The organism is Enterobacter sp. CP102 (genome assembly GCF_025152625.1).
GTDB lineage: Bacteria > Pseudomonadota > Gammaproteobacteria > Enterobacterales > Enterobacteriaceae > Enterobacter > Enterobacter soli.
Window position 1 is genome coordinate 4,150,606 of sequence record NZ_CP104014.1, and the last position, 17,962, is coordinate 4,168,567.

The 17,962-nt window shown below is 55.2% G+C and carries 20 protein-coding genes; 10 read left to right on the top strand and 10 right to left on the bottom strand.

Features of this window, described 5'->3' with window-relative positions:
• Window positions 1-5 precede the first annotated feature (5 nt).
• Together gatD and N1249_RS19550 are read left to right on the top strand one after the other, a co-directional pair.
• A complete protein-coding gene (gene gatD / locus N1249_RS19545) occupies window positions 6-1,049 on the top strand; it encodes a galactitol-1-phosphate 5-dehydrogenase (protein WP_259832227.1) in 1,044 nt (347 codons plus the stop codon).
• A 110-nt stretch (window positions 1,050-1,159) separates the two neighbouring features.
• Entirely contained in the window at window positions 1,160-1,933 is a 774-nt protein-coding gene (locus tag N1249_RS19550) for a DeoR/GlpR family DNA-binding transcription regulator (protein ID WP_259832230.1), read from the top strand.
• A gap of 71 nt (window positions 1,934-2,004) precedes the next feature.
• Here N1249_RS19550 and rsmI read toward each other — a convergent pair whose 3' ends face one another.
• Window positions 2,005-2,868, bottom strand: a complete 864-nt coding sequence (gene rsmI, locus N1249_RS19555) for a 16S rRNA (cytidine(1402)-2'-O)-methyltransferase (RefSeq protein ID WP_014071882.1) — start codon at window positions 2,866-2,868, stop codon at window positions 2,005-2,007.
• 62 nt (window positions 2,869-2,930) lie between these two features.
• Between rsmI and N1249_RS19560 the strand changes: the two genes are divergently transcribed.
• The 4 genes from N1249_RS19560 to dolP are packed head-to-tail and all read left to right on the top strand — an operon-like array spanning window position 2,931 to window position 6,636.
• Window positions 2,931-5,087, top strand: a complete 2,157-nt coding sequence (locus tag N1249_RS19560) for a penicillin-binding protein activator (RefSeq protein ID WP_259832233.1) — start codon at window positions 2,931-2,933, stop codon at window positions 5,085-5,087.
• Entirely contained in the window at window positions 5,045-5,440 is a 396-nt protein-coding gene (locus tag N1249_RS19565; protein ID WP_259832236.1) for a YraN family protein, read from the top strand. The genes N1249_RS19560 and N1249_RS19565 overlap by 43 nt, the downstream gene beginning before the upstream one ends.
• 20 nt (window positions 5,441-5,460) lie before the next feature.
• Entirely contained in the window at window positions 5,461-6,051 is a 591-nt protein-coding gene (gene diaA / locus N1249_RS19570) for a DnaA initiator-associating protein DiaA (RefSeq protein WP_003861754.1), read from the top strand.
• A gap of 9 nt (window positions 6,052-6,060) precedes the next feature.
• Entirely contained in the window at window positions 6,061-6,636 is a 576-nt protein-coding gene (gene dolP / locus N1249_RS19575; protein ID WP_182062606.1) for a division/outer membrane stress-associated lipid-binding lipoprotein, read from the top strand.
• 48 nt (window positions 6,637-6,684) lie between these two features.
• Here dolP and N1249_RS19580 read toward each other — a convergent pair whose 3' ends face one another.
• The 3 genes from N1249_RS19580 to N1249_RS19590 are packed head-to-tail and all read right to left on the bottom strand — an operon-like array spanning window position 6,685 to window position 8,835.
• A complete protein-coding gene (locus N1249_RS19580) occupies window positions 6,685-7,722 on the bottom strand; it encodes a permease (protein WP_259832241.1) in 1,038 nt (345 codons plus the stop codon).
• A 36-nt stretch (window positions 7,723-7,758) separates the two neighbouring features.
• On the bottom strand, window positions 7,759-8,403 hold the full coding sequence (locus tag N1249_RS19585; protein WP_259832243.1) for an NAD(P)H-binding protein: 645 nt from the start codon (window positions 8,401-8,403) through the stop codon (window positions 7,759-7,761).
• Window positions 8,404-8,406: 3 nt separating this feature from the next.
• Window positions 8,407-8,835 carry a YhbP family protein gene (locus tag N1249_RS19590; RefSeq protein WP_259832246.1) on the bottom strand — a complete coding sequence of 143 codons (429 nt, stop codon included), beginning with the start codon at window positions 8,833-8,835 and terminating at the stop codon, window positions 8,407-8,409.
• 14 nt (window positions 8,836-8,849) lie between these two features.
• Here N1249_RS19590 and N1249_RS19595 point away from each other — a divergent pair, with 14 nt between their 5' ends.
• Window positions 8,850-9,179, top strand: coding sequence for a GIY-YIG nuclease family protein (locus N1249_RS19595; protein ID WP_259832249.1), 330 nt, complete (start codon window positions 8,850-8,852; stop codon window positions 9,177-9,179).
• Here the strand turns inward: N1249_RS19595 and N1249_RS19600 are convergent.
• Together N1249_RS19600 and N1249_RS19605 are read right to left on the bottom strand one after the other, a co-directional pair.
• Window positions 9,166-9,669, bottom strand: a complete 504-nt coding sequence (locus N1249_RS19600) for a GNAT family N-acetyltransferase (protein WP_259832251.1) — start codon at window positions 9,667-9,669, stop codon at window positions 9,166-9,168. The genes N1249_RS19595 and N1249_RS19600 overlap by 14 nt on opposite strands.
• Entirely contained in the window at window positions 9,663-10,187 is a 525-nt protein-coding gene (locus N1249_RS19605; protein ID WP_182062618.1) for an SCP2 domain-containing protein, read from the bottom strand. Before N1249_RS19605 ends, N1249_RS19600 begins: the two co-directional genes overlap by 7 nt.
• Before the next feature lie 220 nt (window positions 10,188-10,407).
• On the opposite strand from N1249_RS19605, the gene N1249_RS19610 reads away from it, so the two are divergent.
• The 3 genes from N1249_RS19610 to N1249_RS19620 all read left to right on the top strand — a co-directional run bounded on the left by N1249_RS19610 (window position 10,408) and on the right by N1249_RS19620 (window position 13,500).
• Complete coding sequence (locus N1249_RS19610) at window positions 10,408-11,403, top strand: peptidase U32 family protein (RefSeq protein WP_182062620.1); 996 nt, start codon at window positions 10,408-10,410, stop codon at window positions 11,401-11,403.
• Between the two features lie 7 nt (window positions 11,404-11,410).
• A complete protein-coding gene (locus N1249_RS19615; protein WP_259832256.1) occupies window positions 11,411-12,289 on the top strand; it encodes a U32 family peptidase in 879 nt (292 codons plus the stop codon).
• A gap of 203 nt (window positions 12,290-12,492) precedes the next feature.
• Complete coding sequence (locus N1249_RS19620) at window positions 12,493-13,500, top strand: luciferase-like monooxygenase (RefSeq protein WP_259832267.1); 1,008 nt, start codon at window positions 12,493-12,495, stop codon at window positions 13,498-13,500.
• Between the two features lie 86 nt (window positions 13,501-13,586).
• On the opposite strand, the gene mtr is transcribed toward N1249_RS19620, so the two are convergent.
• The 4 genes from mtr to nlpI form a co-directional block, all read right to left on the bottom strand.
• Window positions 13,587-14,831 (bottom strand): tryptophan permease, encoded by a 1,245-nt coding sequence (mtr, locus tag N1249_RS19625; RefSeq protein ID WP_259832279.1) that lies wholly within the window; start codon window positions 14,829-14,831, stop codon window positions 13,587-13,589.
• A gap of 143 nt (window positions 14,832-14,974) precedes the next feature.
• Window positions 14,975-16,888, bottom strand: a complete 1,914-nt coding sequence (locus N1249_RS19630; protein ID WP_259832282.1) for a DEAD/DEAH family ATP-dependent RNA helicase — start codon at window positions 16,886-16,888, stop codon at window positions 14,975-14,977.
• Complete coding sequence (yrbN, locus tag N1249_RS19635) at window positions 16,881-16,961, bottom strand: protein YrbN (protein WP_128738939.1); 81 nt, start codon at window positions 16,959-16,961, stop codon at window positions 16,881-16,883. The genes N1249_RS19630 and yrbN overlap by 8 nt, the downstream gene beginning before the upstream one ends.
• Before the next feature lie 107 nt (window positions 16,962-17,068).
• Window positions 17,069-17,953 (bottom strand): lipoprotein NlpI, encoded by an 885-nt coding sequence (gene nlpI, locus N1249_RS19640; protein WP_259832285.1) that lies wholly within the window; start codon window positions 17,951-17,953, stop codon window positions 17,069-17,071.
• Window positions 17,954-17,962: the final 9 nt, after the last annotated feature.

The following is a 17,962-nucleotide window of genomic DNA, read 5'->3' on the forward strand; positions in this document are numbered from 1 at the left end:
GAATCATGAAATCAGTGGTAATTCATGCTGAGGGCAGCGTGCGCGTTGAAGAGCGCCCTGTCCCACAAATTCAGGCGGCGGATGACGTGCTGGTGCGCGTAGTCTGCTCGGGTTTATGCGGCTCAGATATCCCGCGTATTTTCGCCAAAGGGGCGCACTATTACCCCATCACCCTGGGCCATGAATTTAGCGGCTACGTAGAAGCCTGTGGTACGGGCGTGGATGATCTCGCGGCTGGCGATGCGGTTGCCTGCGTCCCGCTGCTGCCCTGCTTCTCCTGCCCGGAATGCGAGAAAGGCTACTACTCGTTATGCAAGCAGTACCAGTTTGTCGGTTCGCGCAGCGAAGGGGGCAACGCAGAGTACATCGTTGTTAACCGCGCGAATCTGTTCCGCTTACCCGCAGAGATGAGCATTGAAGACGGCGCGTTTATTGAACCTATCACCGTGGGGCTTCATGCATTTCACCTTGCCTCAGGATGCGAAGGTAAAAACGTCATTGTGGTTGGTGCGGGCACTATCGGGCTGCTGGCGATGCAGTGCGCGCTGGCCCTGGGCGCCAAAAGCGTGACCGCCATTGATATCAACGACGATAAGCTCGCGCTGGCAAAAACGCTGGGCGCAAGCAGCGTATTCAACAGTAAAGCCATGAGTGCCGAAGAGATCTCCGCCCACCTGAACGACAACCGTTTTGAGCAGCTGGTGCTGGAAACGGCTGGCGCGCCGCAGACCGTTTCGCTAGCCATTGATATCGCCGGGCCGCGGGCAAAAGTCGCGCTGGTGGGTACTCTTCACCATGACCTGAATTTATCGGCGGCCACATTTGGCAAGATCCTGCGAAAAGAGCTGACCATTTTCGGCAGCTGGATGAACTATTCCGCCCCCTGGCCGGGCGAAGAGTGGGAAACGGCTGCTCGCCTGCTGACTGAGAAAAAACTGCAGCTGGAACCGCTCATTGCGCACGTTGGAAACAGCGAAAGCTTTGCCCAGGCCGTACAGGCACTGAACGGCTCGCCCATGCAGGGCAAGATAATGCTACGCCTCACCTGAGCCTTCGAGCCAGCAACCTGAGCTGGCTCACATTTACTTTCGAATATTATCGTACACCTTTCGCATACCTTCGATTAGAATAGGGATAGTTAATTGTCAGGCAAATCAATATGAACTCATTTGAGCGAAGGAACAAAATAGTTGACCTCGTCAACGCTCAGGGCAGCGTCATGGTGCTGGATCTTTCGAGTCTGTTTGGGATTTCGGAAGTGACGATTCGTACCGACCTGCGCCTGCTGGAAGAAAAGGGGCTGGTCACACGTTTTCACGGTGGCGCAGCAAGGCCCGGTAGCAATCTGGCCGAAAGCGAAAACCAGGAAGTCATCCTGGAAGATCGTTATCAGCTGGCAAGCGACCCGAAAAAACGAATTGCACTGGCCGCCGCAGCCATGATTGAAGAAGGGATGACGGTTATCCTGGACAGCGGCAGTACAACCATGCTGATTGCCGAAGCGCTGGCCAAAAAAGCCAACATCACGGTAATCACAAACAGCCTTCCCGCCGCATTTGCCCTTTCTGAAAACAAAGACATCACGCTGGTGGTTTGCGGCGGTACGGTACGCCATAAAACCCACTCGATGCACGGCACCATTGCCGAGCGCTCACTTGCGGGTATCAGCGCAGATTTGATGTTCGTGGGTGCAGACGGGATTGACGCCACAAACGGCATTACCACCTTCAATGAAGGCTATGCGATAAGCAGCGTAATGGCCGCCGCCGCCCATAAGGTGATTGCGGTACTGGATGCCAGCAAGTTCAACCGCCGCGGATTCAATCAGGTACTGCCGATGGCGAAGATTGATTGCGTGATTACGGATGAAGGGATTGTCGAGAAAGACAGCAAAGCATTAAGACAAACATCAGTTGAACTGATTGTCGTTTAAATGTTTTGGAGTCTGACCTTCCAGGCCGGGTAAGGCGCAGCCGCCACCCGGCTAATACATGGGCAAGAGCCTTACTCCCCCTGCTGCTCCAGCGCGTACTTATACAACGCATTTTTCTTCACGCCGTGAATTTCCGCTGCCAGCGCAGCCGCTTTCTTGAGTGGCAACTCGCTTTGCAGCAGCGTCAGGGTGCGGATGGCATCGGCAGGCAGCGCATCTTCTTCCGCTTTGTGGCCTTCAACAATCAGTACCATCTCGCCTTTACGACGGTTTTCATCTTCTTTTACCCATGCCAGCAGCTCGCCGACCGGGGCGCCGTGGATAGTTTCCCAGGTTTTCGTCAGCTCACGCGCCAGCACCACGTAGCGGGCTTCACCCCAGACGGTGACCATATCTTCCAGGCTTTCCAGCAAACGGTGGGTTGATTCATAGAAAATCAGCGTACGCGGTTCGGTTTCCAGATCTTTTAGTACGTCGCGGCGGCCTTTTGATTTCGCCGGCAGGAAGCCTTCATAGCAGAAACGATCGGATGGCAAACCCGCCGCGCTCAGTGCGGCAATCGCGGCGCACGGCCCTGGCAATGGCACAACGCGAATGCCCGCCTCACGGCAGGTACGCACCAGATGATAGCCAGGATCGTTAATCAGCGGCGTTCCGGCATCGGACACCAGAGCAATGTTCTGCCCTTCCTTCAGTTTCGCCACCAGAGTGTCGGCTTTTTGTTGCTCATTGTGATCGTGCAGGGCAAACATTCGGGCGTTAATGGCAAAGTGTTGCAGCAATAAACCGGTATGGCGGGTATCTTCAGCAGCAATTAAATCAACGGCTTGCAATACAGTGAGGGCACGTTGGGTAATATCAGACAAATTCCCGATAGGAGTAGGTACAATATAAAGCTGGCCTTGAGAATTATCTGCCGTTTCGTGTTGTTTCATTGTTTAGTCCGTATTGCCGATTTAATATTGAGCATTGCGTAAAAAAAATCACTGGATACAGTATGGTACCGTTAACGTTTCTTCGAACAAAAGCCGCGCGCAGCGTGCCTCTGCTGCTGGCAGCCCTGATCTTTGCAGGCTGTGGCACCCAGGCACCCGATCAAAGCGCTGCCCATATGCAGGGATCCGCGCAGGCTGATTCTGGCTTTTATCTGCAACAAATGTCGCAGAGCTCAAATGATACCAAGACCAACTGGCAATTACTCGCCATTCGTGCACTGCTAAAAGAAGGTAAAACCCAGCAGGCCGCCGAACTGTTCAACCAGCTTCCGCAAGATCTTAACGACACACAGCGTCGTGAGCAGGTACTGCTTTCAGCTGAGCTGAAAGTGGCGCTGAAAGATTATGCGGCCGCCAAAAAGATCCTCGGCGACATCGATGTCAGCGCGCTGGATAAAAACCAGCAGGCTCGGTTCTGGCAGGCCGGTATCACCGCAGAACAGGGGCGTGCTTCCCTGCCGCTTCTCCGCGCGCTGATTGCCCAGGAGCCGCTGCTGAGCGGTGCCGACAAACAGAAAAATATCGATGCCACCTGGCAGGCGCTCTCCTCAATGACCCAGGATCAAGCGCAACAGCTGGTGATCAACGCCGACGAAAACGTATTGCAGGGCTGGCTGGATCTGCAACAGATGTGGTTTAACAACCGCAACGATCCAAACATGCTAAAAGCCGGTATTACCGACTGGCAGACTCGCTACCCGCAAAACCCTGGCGCGAAAATGCTGCCAACGCAGCTGGTTAACGTGCAGAACTTTAAACCTGCGTCCACCAGCAAAATCGCCCTGCTGCTGCCGTTAAACGGCCAGGCGGCGGTGTTCAGTCGTGCGATCCAGCAGGGTTTTGAAGCGGCGAAAAACGGCACAACGGCCGTTGCAGGCAATGCCGTGCCAGAGCAGGCCGCTCAGGCCGCTAACGTCAACACCGTAGTCAGCCCTTCAGCGGCGGAAACCAGCGACCTGACAACGGCACAAACGCCTGCCCAGGGTACGATGCAAAACCCGGTCACGGCGCCAACAACGCCAGCCGCGACTGCACCAGCAGCAGCCCCGGTACAGACACCAGCGGCAACGCCGGCTGCACCTGAAACCCAGACAGCACCTGCGACAGCTGCACAGCCGCAGGCGACTCAGCCTGCGCAACAACCGCCAGCACAGCCACAGGCCGTGGCGACAACCGGCGCGAATCCGGGCGCAGAGCTGAAAATCTACGACACCAGCTCACAGCCGCTCGATCAGGTTCTCGCGCAGGTTCAGCAGGACGGTGCCAGCATCGTGGTTGGCCCACTGCTGAAAAACAACGTCGATGAGCTGATGAAAAGCAACACCACCCTGAACGTCCTGGCACTTAACCAGCCAGAGCAAGTTCAGAACCGCGCGAATATCTGCTACTTCGCACTCTCCCCGGAAGATGAAGCCCGCGATGCGGCGCGCCATATTCACGAGCAGGGTAAACAAGCGCCACTGCTGCTCATTCCGCGCAGCACGCTGGGTGACCGCGTGGCGACAGCATTTGCACAAGAGTGGCAGAAGCTGGGCGGCGGCATTGTTTTACAGCAGAAATTTGGCTCAGTGTCTGAGCTGAGAGGCGGTGTCAACGGCGGCGCGGGCATTTCGCTCAGCGGCAGCCCGGTTTCAGCAAGCCTGCCACAACAGCAAGGTGTCACCATTGGCGGTTTGAACATCCCTGCCCCACCGACCGATGCCCAAATCAGCGGTGGCGGTAAAGTTGATGCCGCTTACATCGTCGCGACCCCGGAAGAGATTGCCTTCATCAAACCGATGATCGCCATGCGTAACGGTAGCCAGAGCGGAGCAACACTGTATGCCAGCTCTCGTAGCGCGCAAGGCACGGCTGGCCCGGATTTCCGTCTGGAAATGGAAGGGCTGCAATACAGCGAAATTCCAATGCTGGCAGGTAGTAACCCGGCACTGATGCAGCAGGCGCTGGGCGCCGTGCGTAACGACTACTCTCTGGCGCGCCTGTATGCCATGGGCGTTGATGCATGGGCGCTGGCAAACCACTTTACTCAGATGCGACAGGTGCCAGGGTTCGAACTCAACGGCAACACTGGCGATTTGACCGCCACTCAGGACTGCGTGATCAACAGGAAGTTATCATGGCTCAAATACCAGCAGGGGCAGATCGTCCCGGCCAGTTAAGCCGTAAACAAACCGGTGACGCGTGGGAAGGTAAAGCGCGTCGCTGGCTTGAAGGCAAGGGACTGCACTTTATCGCCGCCAACGTTCGCGGACGGGGCGGCGAAATCGATCTCATTATGAAAGACGGTCAAACGACCGTGTTTGTCGAAGTACGCTTCAGGCAGTCATCGCAATTTGGCGGTGCTGCCGCCAGCGTGACGCCCGCCAAACAACAAAAATTATTACAGACAGCCCTCTTGTGGCTTGCCCGCCATAATGGGAGCTTTGATACTGTGGATTGCCGGTTCGATGTGGTAGCCTTCACCGGAAACAACATTGAGTGGCTGAAAAACGCGTTTGGCGAAGACACCTGATTACGATTTAAAGGGATAACGTGCTCGAAAGAATTAAAGTGTGCTTCACAGAAAGCATTCAGACTCAGATTGCAGCGGCGGAAGCGCTCCCGGACGCGATTTCTCGCGCAGCGATGACGCTGGTACAGTCCCTGCTTAATGGCAACAAAATCCTCTGTTGTGGCAATGGCACCTCGGCCGCCAACGCACAGCATTTTGCTGCCAGCATGATAAATCGCTTTGAAACAGAACGACCTAGTTTACCTGCCATTGCACTAAATACCGATAATGTGGTCTTAACAGCGATTGCTAACGATCGTCTGCATGACGAGATTTACGCGAAGCAAGTGCGCGCCCTGGGTCACGCGGGAGATGTTCTGTTGGCTATCTCCACGCGGGGTAACAGCCGCGACATCGTCAAAGCCGTTGAAGCGGCCGTCACCCGCGATATGACTATCGTGGCGTTAACGGGTTATGACGGCGGTGAGCTGGCGGGCCTTCTGGGGCCGCAGGATGTGGAAATTCGCATTCCTTCTCATCGCAGCGCACGCATTCAGGAAATGCACATGCTTACGGTGAATTGCTTATGCGATCTGATCGATAACACGCTTTTTCCTCACCAGGATGATTAAGGAGTATTCATGAAGGCTTTATCGACCCTCGCAGTCCTGATGTCTGCACTGCTACTTCAGGGATGTATTGCTGCGGCCGTTGTGGGTACCGCAGCCGTTGGTACAAAAGCAGCAACCGATCCTCGCTCCGTGGGTACACAGGTTGATGACGGTACACTGGAACTGCGCGTAAACAGCGCACTGTCGAAAGACGAACAAATTAAGAAAGAAGCGCGCATCAACGTAACGGCGTATCAGGGCAAAGTGCTACTGGCAGGCCAGGCGCCAAATATGGAACTTGCCTCCCGCGCCAAACAGATTGCGATGGGTGTAGAGGGCACGACGGAAGTCTTTAACGAAGTGCGTCAGGGTCAGCCAATTGGTCTTGGAGATGCATCGTCCGATACCTGGATCACCACCAAAGTCCGCTCTCAGTTGCTGGGCACTGACCAGGTGAAATCCTCCAACGTGAAAGTTACCACCGAAAACGGCGAAGTGTTCCTGCTGGGCCTGGTCACCGACCGTGAAGGGAAAGCGGCTGCCGATATCGCCAGCCGGGTAAGCGGCGTGAAACACGTCACCACCGCGTTTACCTATATCAAATAATTCACACCTGACAGTAAGCCCGGTAAGCCTCAGCGCCCCGGGCTTTTTTTATATCAGAGCAATACTGCCCACAATCACGCCACTCAACGCCACCAGACCCGCGGTCAGCCACAGGGCTTTTGCCGGGAATGACTTACGCAGCATAATCAGTGACGGCAGGCTGATTGCAGGCAAGGTGATGAGCAACGCCAGCGCCGGAGCCGTTCCCATGCCCGCCAGCATCATCGTCTGAATAATCGGGATTTCAGCGGCCGTCGGGATAACGAACAGGCAGCCTGCAATGGCCATCGCAATGACCCACAGCATCGAGTTATCGATAGCACCATCTGCATGAGGGAACAGCCATACCCGCGCAGCCCCAAGCACCAAAACCGCCAGGATATACACCGGAATAGTGCTCCAGAACAGCTGCCAGAGCGCTTTACCCCAACGCGCAAAGAAACCGCCCTGTGGCTCGGCGAACGTCACGTCCACAGACACGGGTTCGACCGTTTTGTCTTTCACCAGGTTCTGCACAAGCGTTGCGACCACCAGCACCGTCAATAACCCTGCGACAAGGCGGATAAACGCAAAATGCCAGCCAAGGACAAACCCCATGAACACCAGTGTGGCCGGGTTCAGCAGCGGGTTGCCCATCCAGAATGCCAGCGCACCGCCCATTGAAACGCGCTGACGGCGCATTCCGGCGGCAACAGGTGCAGCGCAGCAAGAGCACATCATGCCTGGTAAAGAGAATATCGTCCCCAGAAGCGTGCCCTGAAAACGGGGCTGCCCTAAGGTTTTCACCAGCCAGTTACGCGGAATAAGCACCTGAATCAGCGAGCCTAACAGCACCCCCAACACGGCAGCTTTCCAGACGGCAAGGAAATAGACCATCGCGTAATCCCACGCCGCCTGAAGCGGGCTGGAATCAGCCTGAGCAAGAATGGATTTGCCGATACTGTGCGTTTCGGCGGCAGTGAAGGCTTTTCCGTAATAGGGCTGCCACTTCACATACCAAAGACCAACGATAACAACGAGAAAGAAGAGAGCGGGTTTCCACCATTGAAATGGCGTTGCCGCCTGAGATGAAGACTGACCAGTCATAGCATTCCCCAGGGAGTGTTAATAAGCCCGAAGATACTACGCCTCACCTCGCGCAAGTTCACGTAATTTTGCCGATGGGATGATGTTAACGCCCTCCTGCGATGGCGACAGCGCCTCTTTCAGCATTGCACGCGCGACATCACGCGCATGGATTGATTTCCAGTTACCGGGAAGGATGCGAAACAACGGCGCAAAAATCGATTCGTTAAAACGGCGTTTGTCGCGATGCCCCAGTAACATGGAGGGGCGAACAATCGTCAGATGTTCCCATTTCTGCGCAATCAGCGCGGCCTCCATCTTTCCTTTCACTTTGTTGTAAAAGAACGGCGAGCTCGCGTTTGCCCCCATCGAACTGACCACCACCAGATGCCGGGCCCCGAGCTTTTTTGCCCTTAGCGCGGTATCCACAACCAGCGCGTAGTCGGCGTGGACAAACGCCGCTTTACTGCCCGCTTCACGGCGGGTCGTACCCAGACAACAAAAGACGATATCAATGGGGTCGCACACCTGAGCCAGGGCATCGCTCAGTTTCGGCGCATGAGGATTAAACACACCTGGCATGGCAGCAAGCGGGCGACGCGTCGGGGCGGCGATGTAGTTCACCTTGCGCTCCTGAATCAGCATACGCAGCAGATACCCACCCACCAGCCCGGTCGCACCTGTAATTAGTACCTGACTCATACCCTACTCCTGACGCAGCCAGTGGATCTTTTTACCAAACCCCAGTGTGTTATCTGTAAATTTTAGTTCATCGAGACGGATTTCCCACACCGGTGCTTTAAGCGCAATGGCAACCGGAAAACGGCGATTGTAGTGTCTGCGTTGTGCTTCACTCTCTTCACCATCGAGACGGCGGATCTCACCTTTGAACTGGACGCCCCGGATCAAGGCGACCGTTTTCGGCTGGCCGTTAACCGTGCCGGCCACCTTCGCCTGCTGGCCTGTCATCTGCGCATGACGTGTTTTATCTTCACTTAAGACGTAGAACGCCACACGCTCAGGATCGTAGTAGTAGAACGCATTCGCACACCACATTTCACCTTCATCATAAACACACCAGGTGACGACATGTTGTTTCGCCAGCCAGCGGTTAATGGCCGTCAGTGTTTCCATTTTTCTTGTCTCTCATGCTAAGGTGCGTTCACCTTAACATACTGAATCTGTTTACCGTGTCCTGGTTTATTTATCTTGTCCGCACCGCTGATAACGCACTCTATACCGGGATCACCACCGATGTGGAGCGGCGTTTCCTGGAACATCAAACGGGGAAAGGGGCAAAAGCGCTACGCGGGAAAGGGGAATTGCGGCTGGCCTTTTCAGCTCACGTGGGCGATCGTTCGCTGGCGCTCAGGCTGGAATACCGCATCAAGCAGCTGACGAAGCGCCAGAAAGAGCGCCTCGTCGCCGGAGACGGATCGTTTGAGGCGCTACGTGAGAGCCTGATTAAAAGCGATTGAAGTGGTCGTGGTATTCCACCAGCCCGTTTACGCCGTTAAGGGCATCATCTGCCAGGCGATGCAGCTGGAACGCAGACTCGGTGCCCGGCCAGCAACAGCGCAGATCGTGATGCGCCGCCTGTTCAAAGCCTAAACGACCGTAGAACGCAGGATCACCCAGCGTAACAACGGCGGCATAACCGAACTCATTCAGCGAATCCAGTCCTTCATAGACCAGCTGGCGGGCAACGCCCTGGCCACGGTAGCTTTCGTCTACCGCCAGCGGCGCCATTCCCACCCACTGAAGCTCCTCACCCTGAACCGTCACCGGGCTGAATGCCACATAACCGACAACCTGACCTTCGTCATCGGTGGCAACCAGACCCAGGGTGATCAGGCCATCTTCGCGGAGATCGTGGACCAGTCGGGCTTCGGCATCGCTCGCAAAAGAACGGCGTAGTAACGCATCGATACCCGGTGCATCAATCCCAATTTCAACTCGAATCAGCATGGCTCACCTACTGAAGTGTGTTTGCTTTCAGGCGGGCTTTTCAGCCCGGCCTCTACAAAATCAGCCATTTGCAGCAGAACCACGCGCAGCGCTTTCGGCATCTGCTCCAGCTCAATGGCATCCATCAAATTTTTCACGTACAGGCCAAGCTCCGTATCCCCTTCGATAACCAGACGACGCTGGAAGAAGAGTGTGTCGGGATCTTGCTTACGCGCGGCGATCATCAGCAGATCGCTGGCATTAGCGCTAAAGCTTACGTCTGCCTCAGCCGATTCACGAACAATCAGCTGATCGTTCTCTACCGAAGTAAACCAGCGCAGCCCGATATCGCGGACTTCAATACTCAGCCAGCGGCCATCAAGGAATTCCAGCTCACCTTCCTGTAACGCCTGGCGGAATTGCCAGCTCAGCACTTGCTCCAGAACCTGGCGTTTCAGCGCGAAAGGCGTCAGTTTTACCGGCACGCTCAGCATTGAGGGACCAAATTGTACGAGTCGTGAACGCAGTTTATCCAGCACGAGCTTTACTCCCTGATATCTATAGTCCTGTTATTTTGCCATATCCTGAGGCCAACATAGCGGCGTAAATCAACAAACCGTCGTCCGGCGTGACCCATTATTGGTGTCATCAATACGCCATTAGCTGCCTTAAATCAAAAATTGTCGCGTATGGGTTAATTAAAATCCCCGTTCGTTAACAATTTTGCGATCGCTGAGATCGAGATTATCAGGATAAATTATGGAGCTGCTCTGCCCTGCCGGAAACCTTCCGGCGCTTAAGGCGGCCATCGAAAATGGTGCCGATGCGGTTTATATCGGGCTGAAAGATGATACCAACGCCCGCCATTTTGCTGGCCTCAACTTTACGGAGAAAAAGCTTCAGGAAGCCGTTAACTTCGTCCACCAGCACCGCCGCAAGCTGCATATTGCTATCAATACCTTCGCCCATCCTGATGGCTACGCCCGCTGGCAACGCGCGGTAGACATGGCGGCACAGCTGGGGGCCGATGCGCTGATCCTGGCCGACCTCGCTATGCTTGAGTATGCAGCAGAACGTTATCCGCATATTGAGCGTCATGTCTCTGTTCAGGCATCCGCCACCAACGAAGAAGCCGTTCGCTTCTACCATCGCCACTTTGACGTGGCCCGCGTGGTGCTGCCGCGCGTGCTCTCTATTCATCAGGTTAAGCAACTCGCCCGCGTCACGCCAGTGCCGCTGGAAGTTTTTGCCTTTGGCAGCCTGTGCATCATGGCTGAAGGACGTTGCTATCTCTCCTCTTATTTAACCGGTGAATCCCCGAACACCGTGGGAGCCTGTTCCCCTGCCCGCTTTGTGCGCTGGCAGCAAACGCCGCAAGGGCTGGAATCCCGCCTGAATGAAGTGCTGATCGACCGTTATCAGGATGGCGAAAACGCCGGCTACCCGACGCTGTGCAAAGGCCGTTATCTGGTCGACGGCGAGCGCTATCATGCGCTGGAAGAGCCCACCAGCCTCAACACCCTGGAGCTGCTGCCGGAGCTACTGGCAGCGAACATTGCGTCCGTGAAAATCGAAGGTCGTCAGCGTAGCCCTGCCTATGTGAGCCAGGTGGCGAAAGTCTGGCGTCAGGCCATCGATCGCTGCATGGCAGACCCACAAAACTATGCGCCGCAACCCGCCTGGATGGACACGCTCGGTTCAATGTCCGAAGGCACACAAACCACGCTTGGCGCGTATCACCGTAAATGGCAGTGAGAAGACCATGAAATATTCATTAGGGCCAGTGCTGTACTACTGGTCAAAAGAGACGCTGGAGGATTTCTACCAGCAGGCGGCGACAAGCAGCGCCGATGTGATTTATCTCGGTGAGGCAGTATGCAGCAAGCGCCGGGCAACAAAAGTAGGTGACTGGCTGGATATGGCCAAAAGCCTGGCAGGAAGCGGCAAGCAGGTTGTGCTCTCCACCCTGGCGCTGGTTCAGGCCTCATCCGAACTGGGCGAGCTGAAACGCTATGTGGAAAATGGTGATTTTCTGATAGAGGCGAGCGATCTTGGCGTGGTGAACATGTGCGCCGAACGTAAACTGCCGTTTGTCGCCGGACATGCCCTGAACTGCTATAACGCCGTCACGCTGCGTCTGCTGCTGAAACAAGGTATGACGCGCTGGTGTATGCCGGTCGAACTCTCCCGCGACTGGCTGGTAAATCTGCTGAACCAGTGCGAAGAGCTGGGCATCCGTAACCAGTTCGACGTGGAAGTATTGAGCTATGGCCACCTGCCGCTGGCCTACTCCGCACGCTGTTTTACCGCACGCTCTGAAGATCGCCCGAAAGACGAATGCGAGACCTGCTGCATCAAATATCCAAACGGACGCAGTATGCTGTCGCAGGAAAATCAGCAGGTCTTTGTCCTCAACGGTATTCAGACCATGAGTGGCTATGTCTACAACCTCGGCAACGAACTGGCGTCGATGCAAGGGCTGGTAGACGTGGTGCGCCTGTCACCGCTGGATACGGACGTCTTCGCGATGCTGGATGCCTTCCGCGCCAATGAAAACGGTGCCTCTCCGCTGGCGCTGACGGCAAACAGCGACTGTAACGGCTACTGGAAACGCTTCGCCGGGCTGGAGCTTCAGGCCTAAATTTACACTACATCATTCACGTTGCATCAAGGCGGCAAGTCTGAGAATCCCCAGGAGCTTACTCAAGTAAGTGACTGGGGTGAACAGACGCAGCCAACACAGAGGCAGCGTGAAGGATGAAGTGTAAAAGCTCACTTTGTTAACAACGGTTATTAATTTTTAATGCACTATTAAAAGATTCGCCGTCGACAAAGTGAGCTGTTATGACTGATAAAACCATTCCGTTTTCGGTGCTGGATCTGGCACCGATCCCACAAGGCGCCTCAGCAAGAGAGGCCTTTTCGCACTCGCTCGATCTTGCTCAATTAGCCGAAAAGCGTGGTTACCACCGCTACTGGCTGGCGGAGCACCACAACATGGTGGGTATTGCCAGCGCTGCGACATCGGTACTGATTGGCTACCTGGCGGCAAACACCACTACCCTGCACCTGGGCTCTGGCGGCGTTATGCTGCCAAACCATGCCCCACTGGTGATAGCCGAGCAGTTTGGCACATTGAATACCCTCTATCCGGGTCGTATTGATCTGGGCCTTGGTCGTGCGCCGGGCAGCGATCAGCCGACAATGCGCGCCCTGCGCCGCCATATGAGTGGCGATATCGATAACTTCCCGCGCGATGTGGCTGAGCTGGTGGACTGGTTCGATGCGCGCGATCCGAACCCGCACGTGCGCCCTGTGCCGGGCTACGGCGAAAAGATCCCGGTATGGCTGTTGGGTTCGAGCCTGTATAGCGCTCAGCTGGCCGCGCAGCTCGGTCTGCCGTTTGCATTTGCCTCGCACTTTGCGCCGGATATGCTGCATCAGGCGCTGCATCTCTACCGCACGAATTTCAAACCGTCCGAGCGGCTGGAAAAACCGTATGCGATGGTGTGTATCAACATCATTGCCGCCGACAGCAATCGCGATGCGGAATTCCTGTTTACCTCTATACAGCAGGCGTTTGTGAAGCTGCGTCGCGGCGAAACGGGCCAACTGCCGCCACCGGTCGAGAATATGCACCAGCTGTGGTCTGCTTCCGAGCAGTATGGCGTGCAGCAGGCGCTGAGCATGTCTCTGGTAGGTGATAAAGCGAAAGTGCGTCACGGCCTGGAAGCCGTACTGCGCGAGACGCAGGCAGATGAGATTATGGTTAACGGGCAGATTTTCGATCACCAGGCGCGTTTGCACTCGTTTGAGCTGGCAATGCAGGTGAAAGAGGAGCTGGTGGGGTAGCCTTTTTTGCCCGGTGGCGCTTCGCTTACCGGGCCTAGGGGATCGCGTAGGCCGGATAAGGCGCAGCCGCCATCCGGCACAAAAAATTACTGATATACAGGCAACAGATTAAAGCTCGACAACACATGCACCAGCGCGTTGCCAACACCGAACACCAGAATCAGCGCAATCATCGGCTTGCCGCCCCAGACGCGGAATGTCGGGCTTCCAAAACGCTTACGTGATTTACGCGCCAGCAGCGCCGGGACAATCGCCGCCCAGATGGTTGCCGCCAGTCCTGCATAGCCAATGGCGTACAGGAAACCGTTCGGCCACAGCAGGCCGCCAACAATCGGTGGCAGGAAGGTCAGCAATGCGGTTTTGAAGCGCCCCATCGCAGAATCATCAAAGCCAAACAGATCCGCCAGATAATCGAACAGGCCTAACGTCACCCCGAGGAAAGAGCTCGCCACGGCAAAGTTGGAGAACACCACCAGCAGCAGATCCAGACTACGGCTGTTCAGCACACCGCTCAGCGCCTGAACCAGTACATCAATGTTACCGCCCTTTTGCGCAATACCAATAAATTCCGGGCGCGGGATATTCCCCATTGTCCCCAGCAGCCAAATCACATACAGCCCCAGCGCCAGCAGCGTGCCGTAGACCAGACACTTAACAATGGTGCGCGGATCTTTACCGTAGTATTTCATCAGGCTTGGTACGTTACCGTGATAGCCAAACGATGCCAGACAGAACGGCAGGGTCATCAGCAGGTACGGCGTATAGGAGGTATTCGCTTCTGCCACGTTAAAGAGCGTGGTCGGGGTAACGTGCCCCAGCAGGCTGCCGAAGGTCAGGAAGAAGGTAATCACCTTAGCGCCCAGCACAATCGCCGTCATACGGCTGACCGCTTTGGTGCTTAACCAGACAATAAACGCCACGCCCAGCGCAAAGCACAGCCCTGCGAGACGTGCCGGGACGTTCAGGGACAGCTCCGAGAAGGTGTGATGCAGAATCGAACCGCTGGCAGAGATGTACGCGTAAGTCAGGATATAGAGCACGAACGCAATGGAAATACCATTCACCACGTTCCAGCCTTTCCCGAGCAGGTCTCTGGTGATGGTATCGAAGCTGGAGCCAATACGGTAATTCAGGTTGGCTTCGAGGATCATCAGCCCCGAGTGCAGCATACAGAACCAGGTGAAGACCAGCGCCGCCAGCGACCAGAAGAACCACGCACCGGACATGACCACCGGCAGGGAGAACATTCCCGCACCAATGATGGTTCCGCCGATGATCACCACGCCGCCTAACAGCGAAGGTGATGTTTGTGTGGTGGTTAGTGTCGCCATACAGCCATGTCTCCAGTTAAAAATTTTGGTCCTGCATTTTAATGTGCTGCACTGTACCAGTACAAGAGTACAAAGGGAATAAAAAAAGCCCCGATAGATGTTATCGGGGCTGTATATTTTACTTTACGTCAGAAGCGTAAGGTTTACGCGTCACGGCGACGGCTTGAGCCTTCATCGCGACGTGGACCACGGCTTTCACGACGTTCGCCGCTGAAGCGACCTGCGCCTGGCGCGCCGCCTTCACGACGAGGACCACGACCGCCTTCACGACGCTCACCGCCACCGAAGCTACGGCGTTCGCCAGATGGACGATCGCCACCACGACGTTCGCTGCGCTCACGCGGCTGAGCATCACCCAGCAGCTGCATGTTCATCGGCTTGTTCAGGATGCGAGTGCGAGTAAAGTGCTGCAATACTTCGCCCGGCATACCTTTTGGCAGCTCGATTGTAGAGTGAGAACCGAACAGTTTGATGTTACCGATGTAACGGCTGCTGATGTCGCCTTCGTTCGCGATCGCGCCAACGATATGACGAACTTCAACACCGTCATCACGGCCTACTTCAATGCGGTACAGTTCCATTTCGCCAGCGTCACGACGCTCACGACGTGGACGGTCTTCACCACCACGTTCTGGACGGTCACCACGTGGACCACGATCGTTACGGTCGCCACGACGCTCGAAACGATCGTCACGGTCACGGAATTCACGCTTAGGACGCATCGGTGCATCTGGTGGCACGATCAGGCTACGTTCGCCCTGAGCCATTTTCAGCAGTGCTGCAGCCAGGGTTTCCATGTCCAGCTCTTCGCCTTCAGCGACAGGCTGGATCTGCGCCAGCAGCGCACGGTACTGATCCAGATCGCTGCTTTCCAGCTGCTGCTGTACTTTCGCGGCGAATTTTTCCAGGCGGCGTTTGCCCAGCAGGTCTGCGTTTGGCAGATCAGCTTCTGGAATAGTCAGCTTCATGGTGCGTTCGATGTTACGCAGCAGACGACGCTCACGGTTCTCAACGAACAGCAGTGCACGACCCGCACGACCTGCACGACCGGTACGGCCGATACGGTGAACGTATGACTCGGAATCCATTGGGATGTCGTAGTTTACAACCAGGCTGATACGCTCAACGTCCAGACCACGTGCTGCCACGTCGGTTGCAATCAGGATATCCAGACGACCGTCTTTCAGACGCTCCAGAGTTTGCTCACGCAGAGCCTGGTTCATGTCGCCGTTCAGCGCTGCGCTGTTGTAGCCGCTACGCTCCAGGGCTTCAGCCACTTCCAGGGTCGCGTTTTTGGTACGAACGAAGATAATCGCCGCATCAAAATCTTCTGCTTCCAGGAAACGGACCAGCGCTTCGTTTTTACGCATCCCGTACACAGACCAGTAGCTCTGGCTGATGTCAGGACGAGTGGTAACGCTGGACTGAATACGCACTTCCTGCGGCTCTTTCATAAAGCGACGGGTAATGCGACGAATCGCTTCTGGCATCGTTGCAGAGAACAGCGCGGTCTGGTGACCTTCTGGGATCTGCGCCATAATAGTTTCAACGTCTTCGATGAAGCCCATACGCAGCATTTCATCTGCTTCATCCAGTACCAGGCCGCTCAGTTTAGAGAGGTCCAGAGTACCGCGCTTCAGGTGATCCAGCAGACGGCCCGGCGTACCGACAACAATCTGTGGGCCCTGGCGCAGGGCGCGTAACTGCACGTCATAACGCTGGCCGCCGTACAGGGCAACCACGTTCACGCCGCGCATATGTTTAGAGAATTCAGTCATCGCTTCCGCCACCTGAACAGCCAGTTCACGGGTCGGAGCCAGGACGAGGATCTGCGGTGCACGCAGGTCCGGATCGATGTTGTTCAGCAGCGGCAGCGAGAACGCCGCAGTTTTACCGCTACCAGTCTGGGCCATGCCCAGCACGTCACGACCAGAGAGCAGATGTGGGATACATTCTGCCTGGATCGGAGATGGTTTTTCGTAACCCAGATCGTTAAGGGCTTCAAGGATAGGAGCCTTCAGGCCCAGATCTGCAAAAGTGGTTTCGAATTCAGCCATGTAGTACAAGTGCCTCGATATTAATGGCGGCCAGTCTACTTAGCTCATCGTGAAAATGATCTGCAATTTTCATTGAAAAGTGTGAACCGGCTCAAATTAGGTGTATTGACGAACAACAACGCCCTCACCAGTGAAGGTGATGGCAATCAAAAGATTACGGGCTGATGTTTATGTCGTCAGCTATTGCTGGTCCGATTCTGCCAGGTCGTCTTGCTCCTGGCCCAAGAGCGATAATTCCAACAATGCATAACGGTGCTCAACGAAGTTGTGTACGTTGTTAGCAACCGCTAATTTGAACAGTGCCGTAGCGCTGTCCTTATCCCCCAGACTTAGGTAGTACTTACCTAAATAGAAGTTGGTTTCACTGAGATGCTCAGCGAGCGAGGTGTTATCCGTTGCGTCTGCCTTGAGTCTTTCCATCAGCGTTGCTTCGCTAATGTTACCCAGGTAGAACTCGACAATATTCCATCCCCATTGTTCCTTGTCCGATTTATCGAAGCGTTGTTGTAACGCGTCTTTTGCCTGCTTCTCATCGAGCTTCCGCTCAACAATGTAAAGCCACAGGCTACGGAAAGGATCATTAGGATCGTCTTGATAAAACGCCAGCAGATCATCTTGCGCTAACTTGTCACGACCGCCGTAGTACAATGCGATACCGCGATTCAAGTGCGCGTAGTTGTAAGTTGGATCAAGCTCAAGTACAGAATCAAACGCTTCATAGGCAGCATCAAAATTGCCTGCCTGCGTTAAATATATGCCTAAGTAATTGAATACTTCAGGCATATCAGGTCGGATTGCCAGCGCTTGTGAAAAATCATTTCGCGCCAATGCCCTCAGACCGAGACTATCATACAACACTCCGCGCTCATATAAAAGCTGTGCGCGTTCGTCATCGGTTAAAGCCCGACTGGCAAGAATTTGTTCCATGCGTGCCAGAATCACTTCCTGTTGCAAAGTCGGTTGCAATGGCACTGCGAGGACTTCGCTCTTACGCCAGGCAGAGTTGCTGCATCCTGCCAGCGTTAAAGCTGTCGCAACGAAACACCAGCGCAAAAAAGGCTTCATTTCCCACTC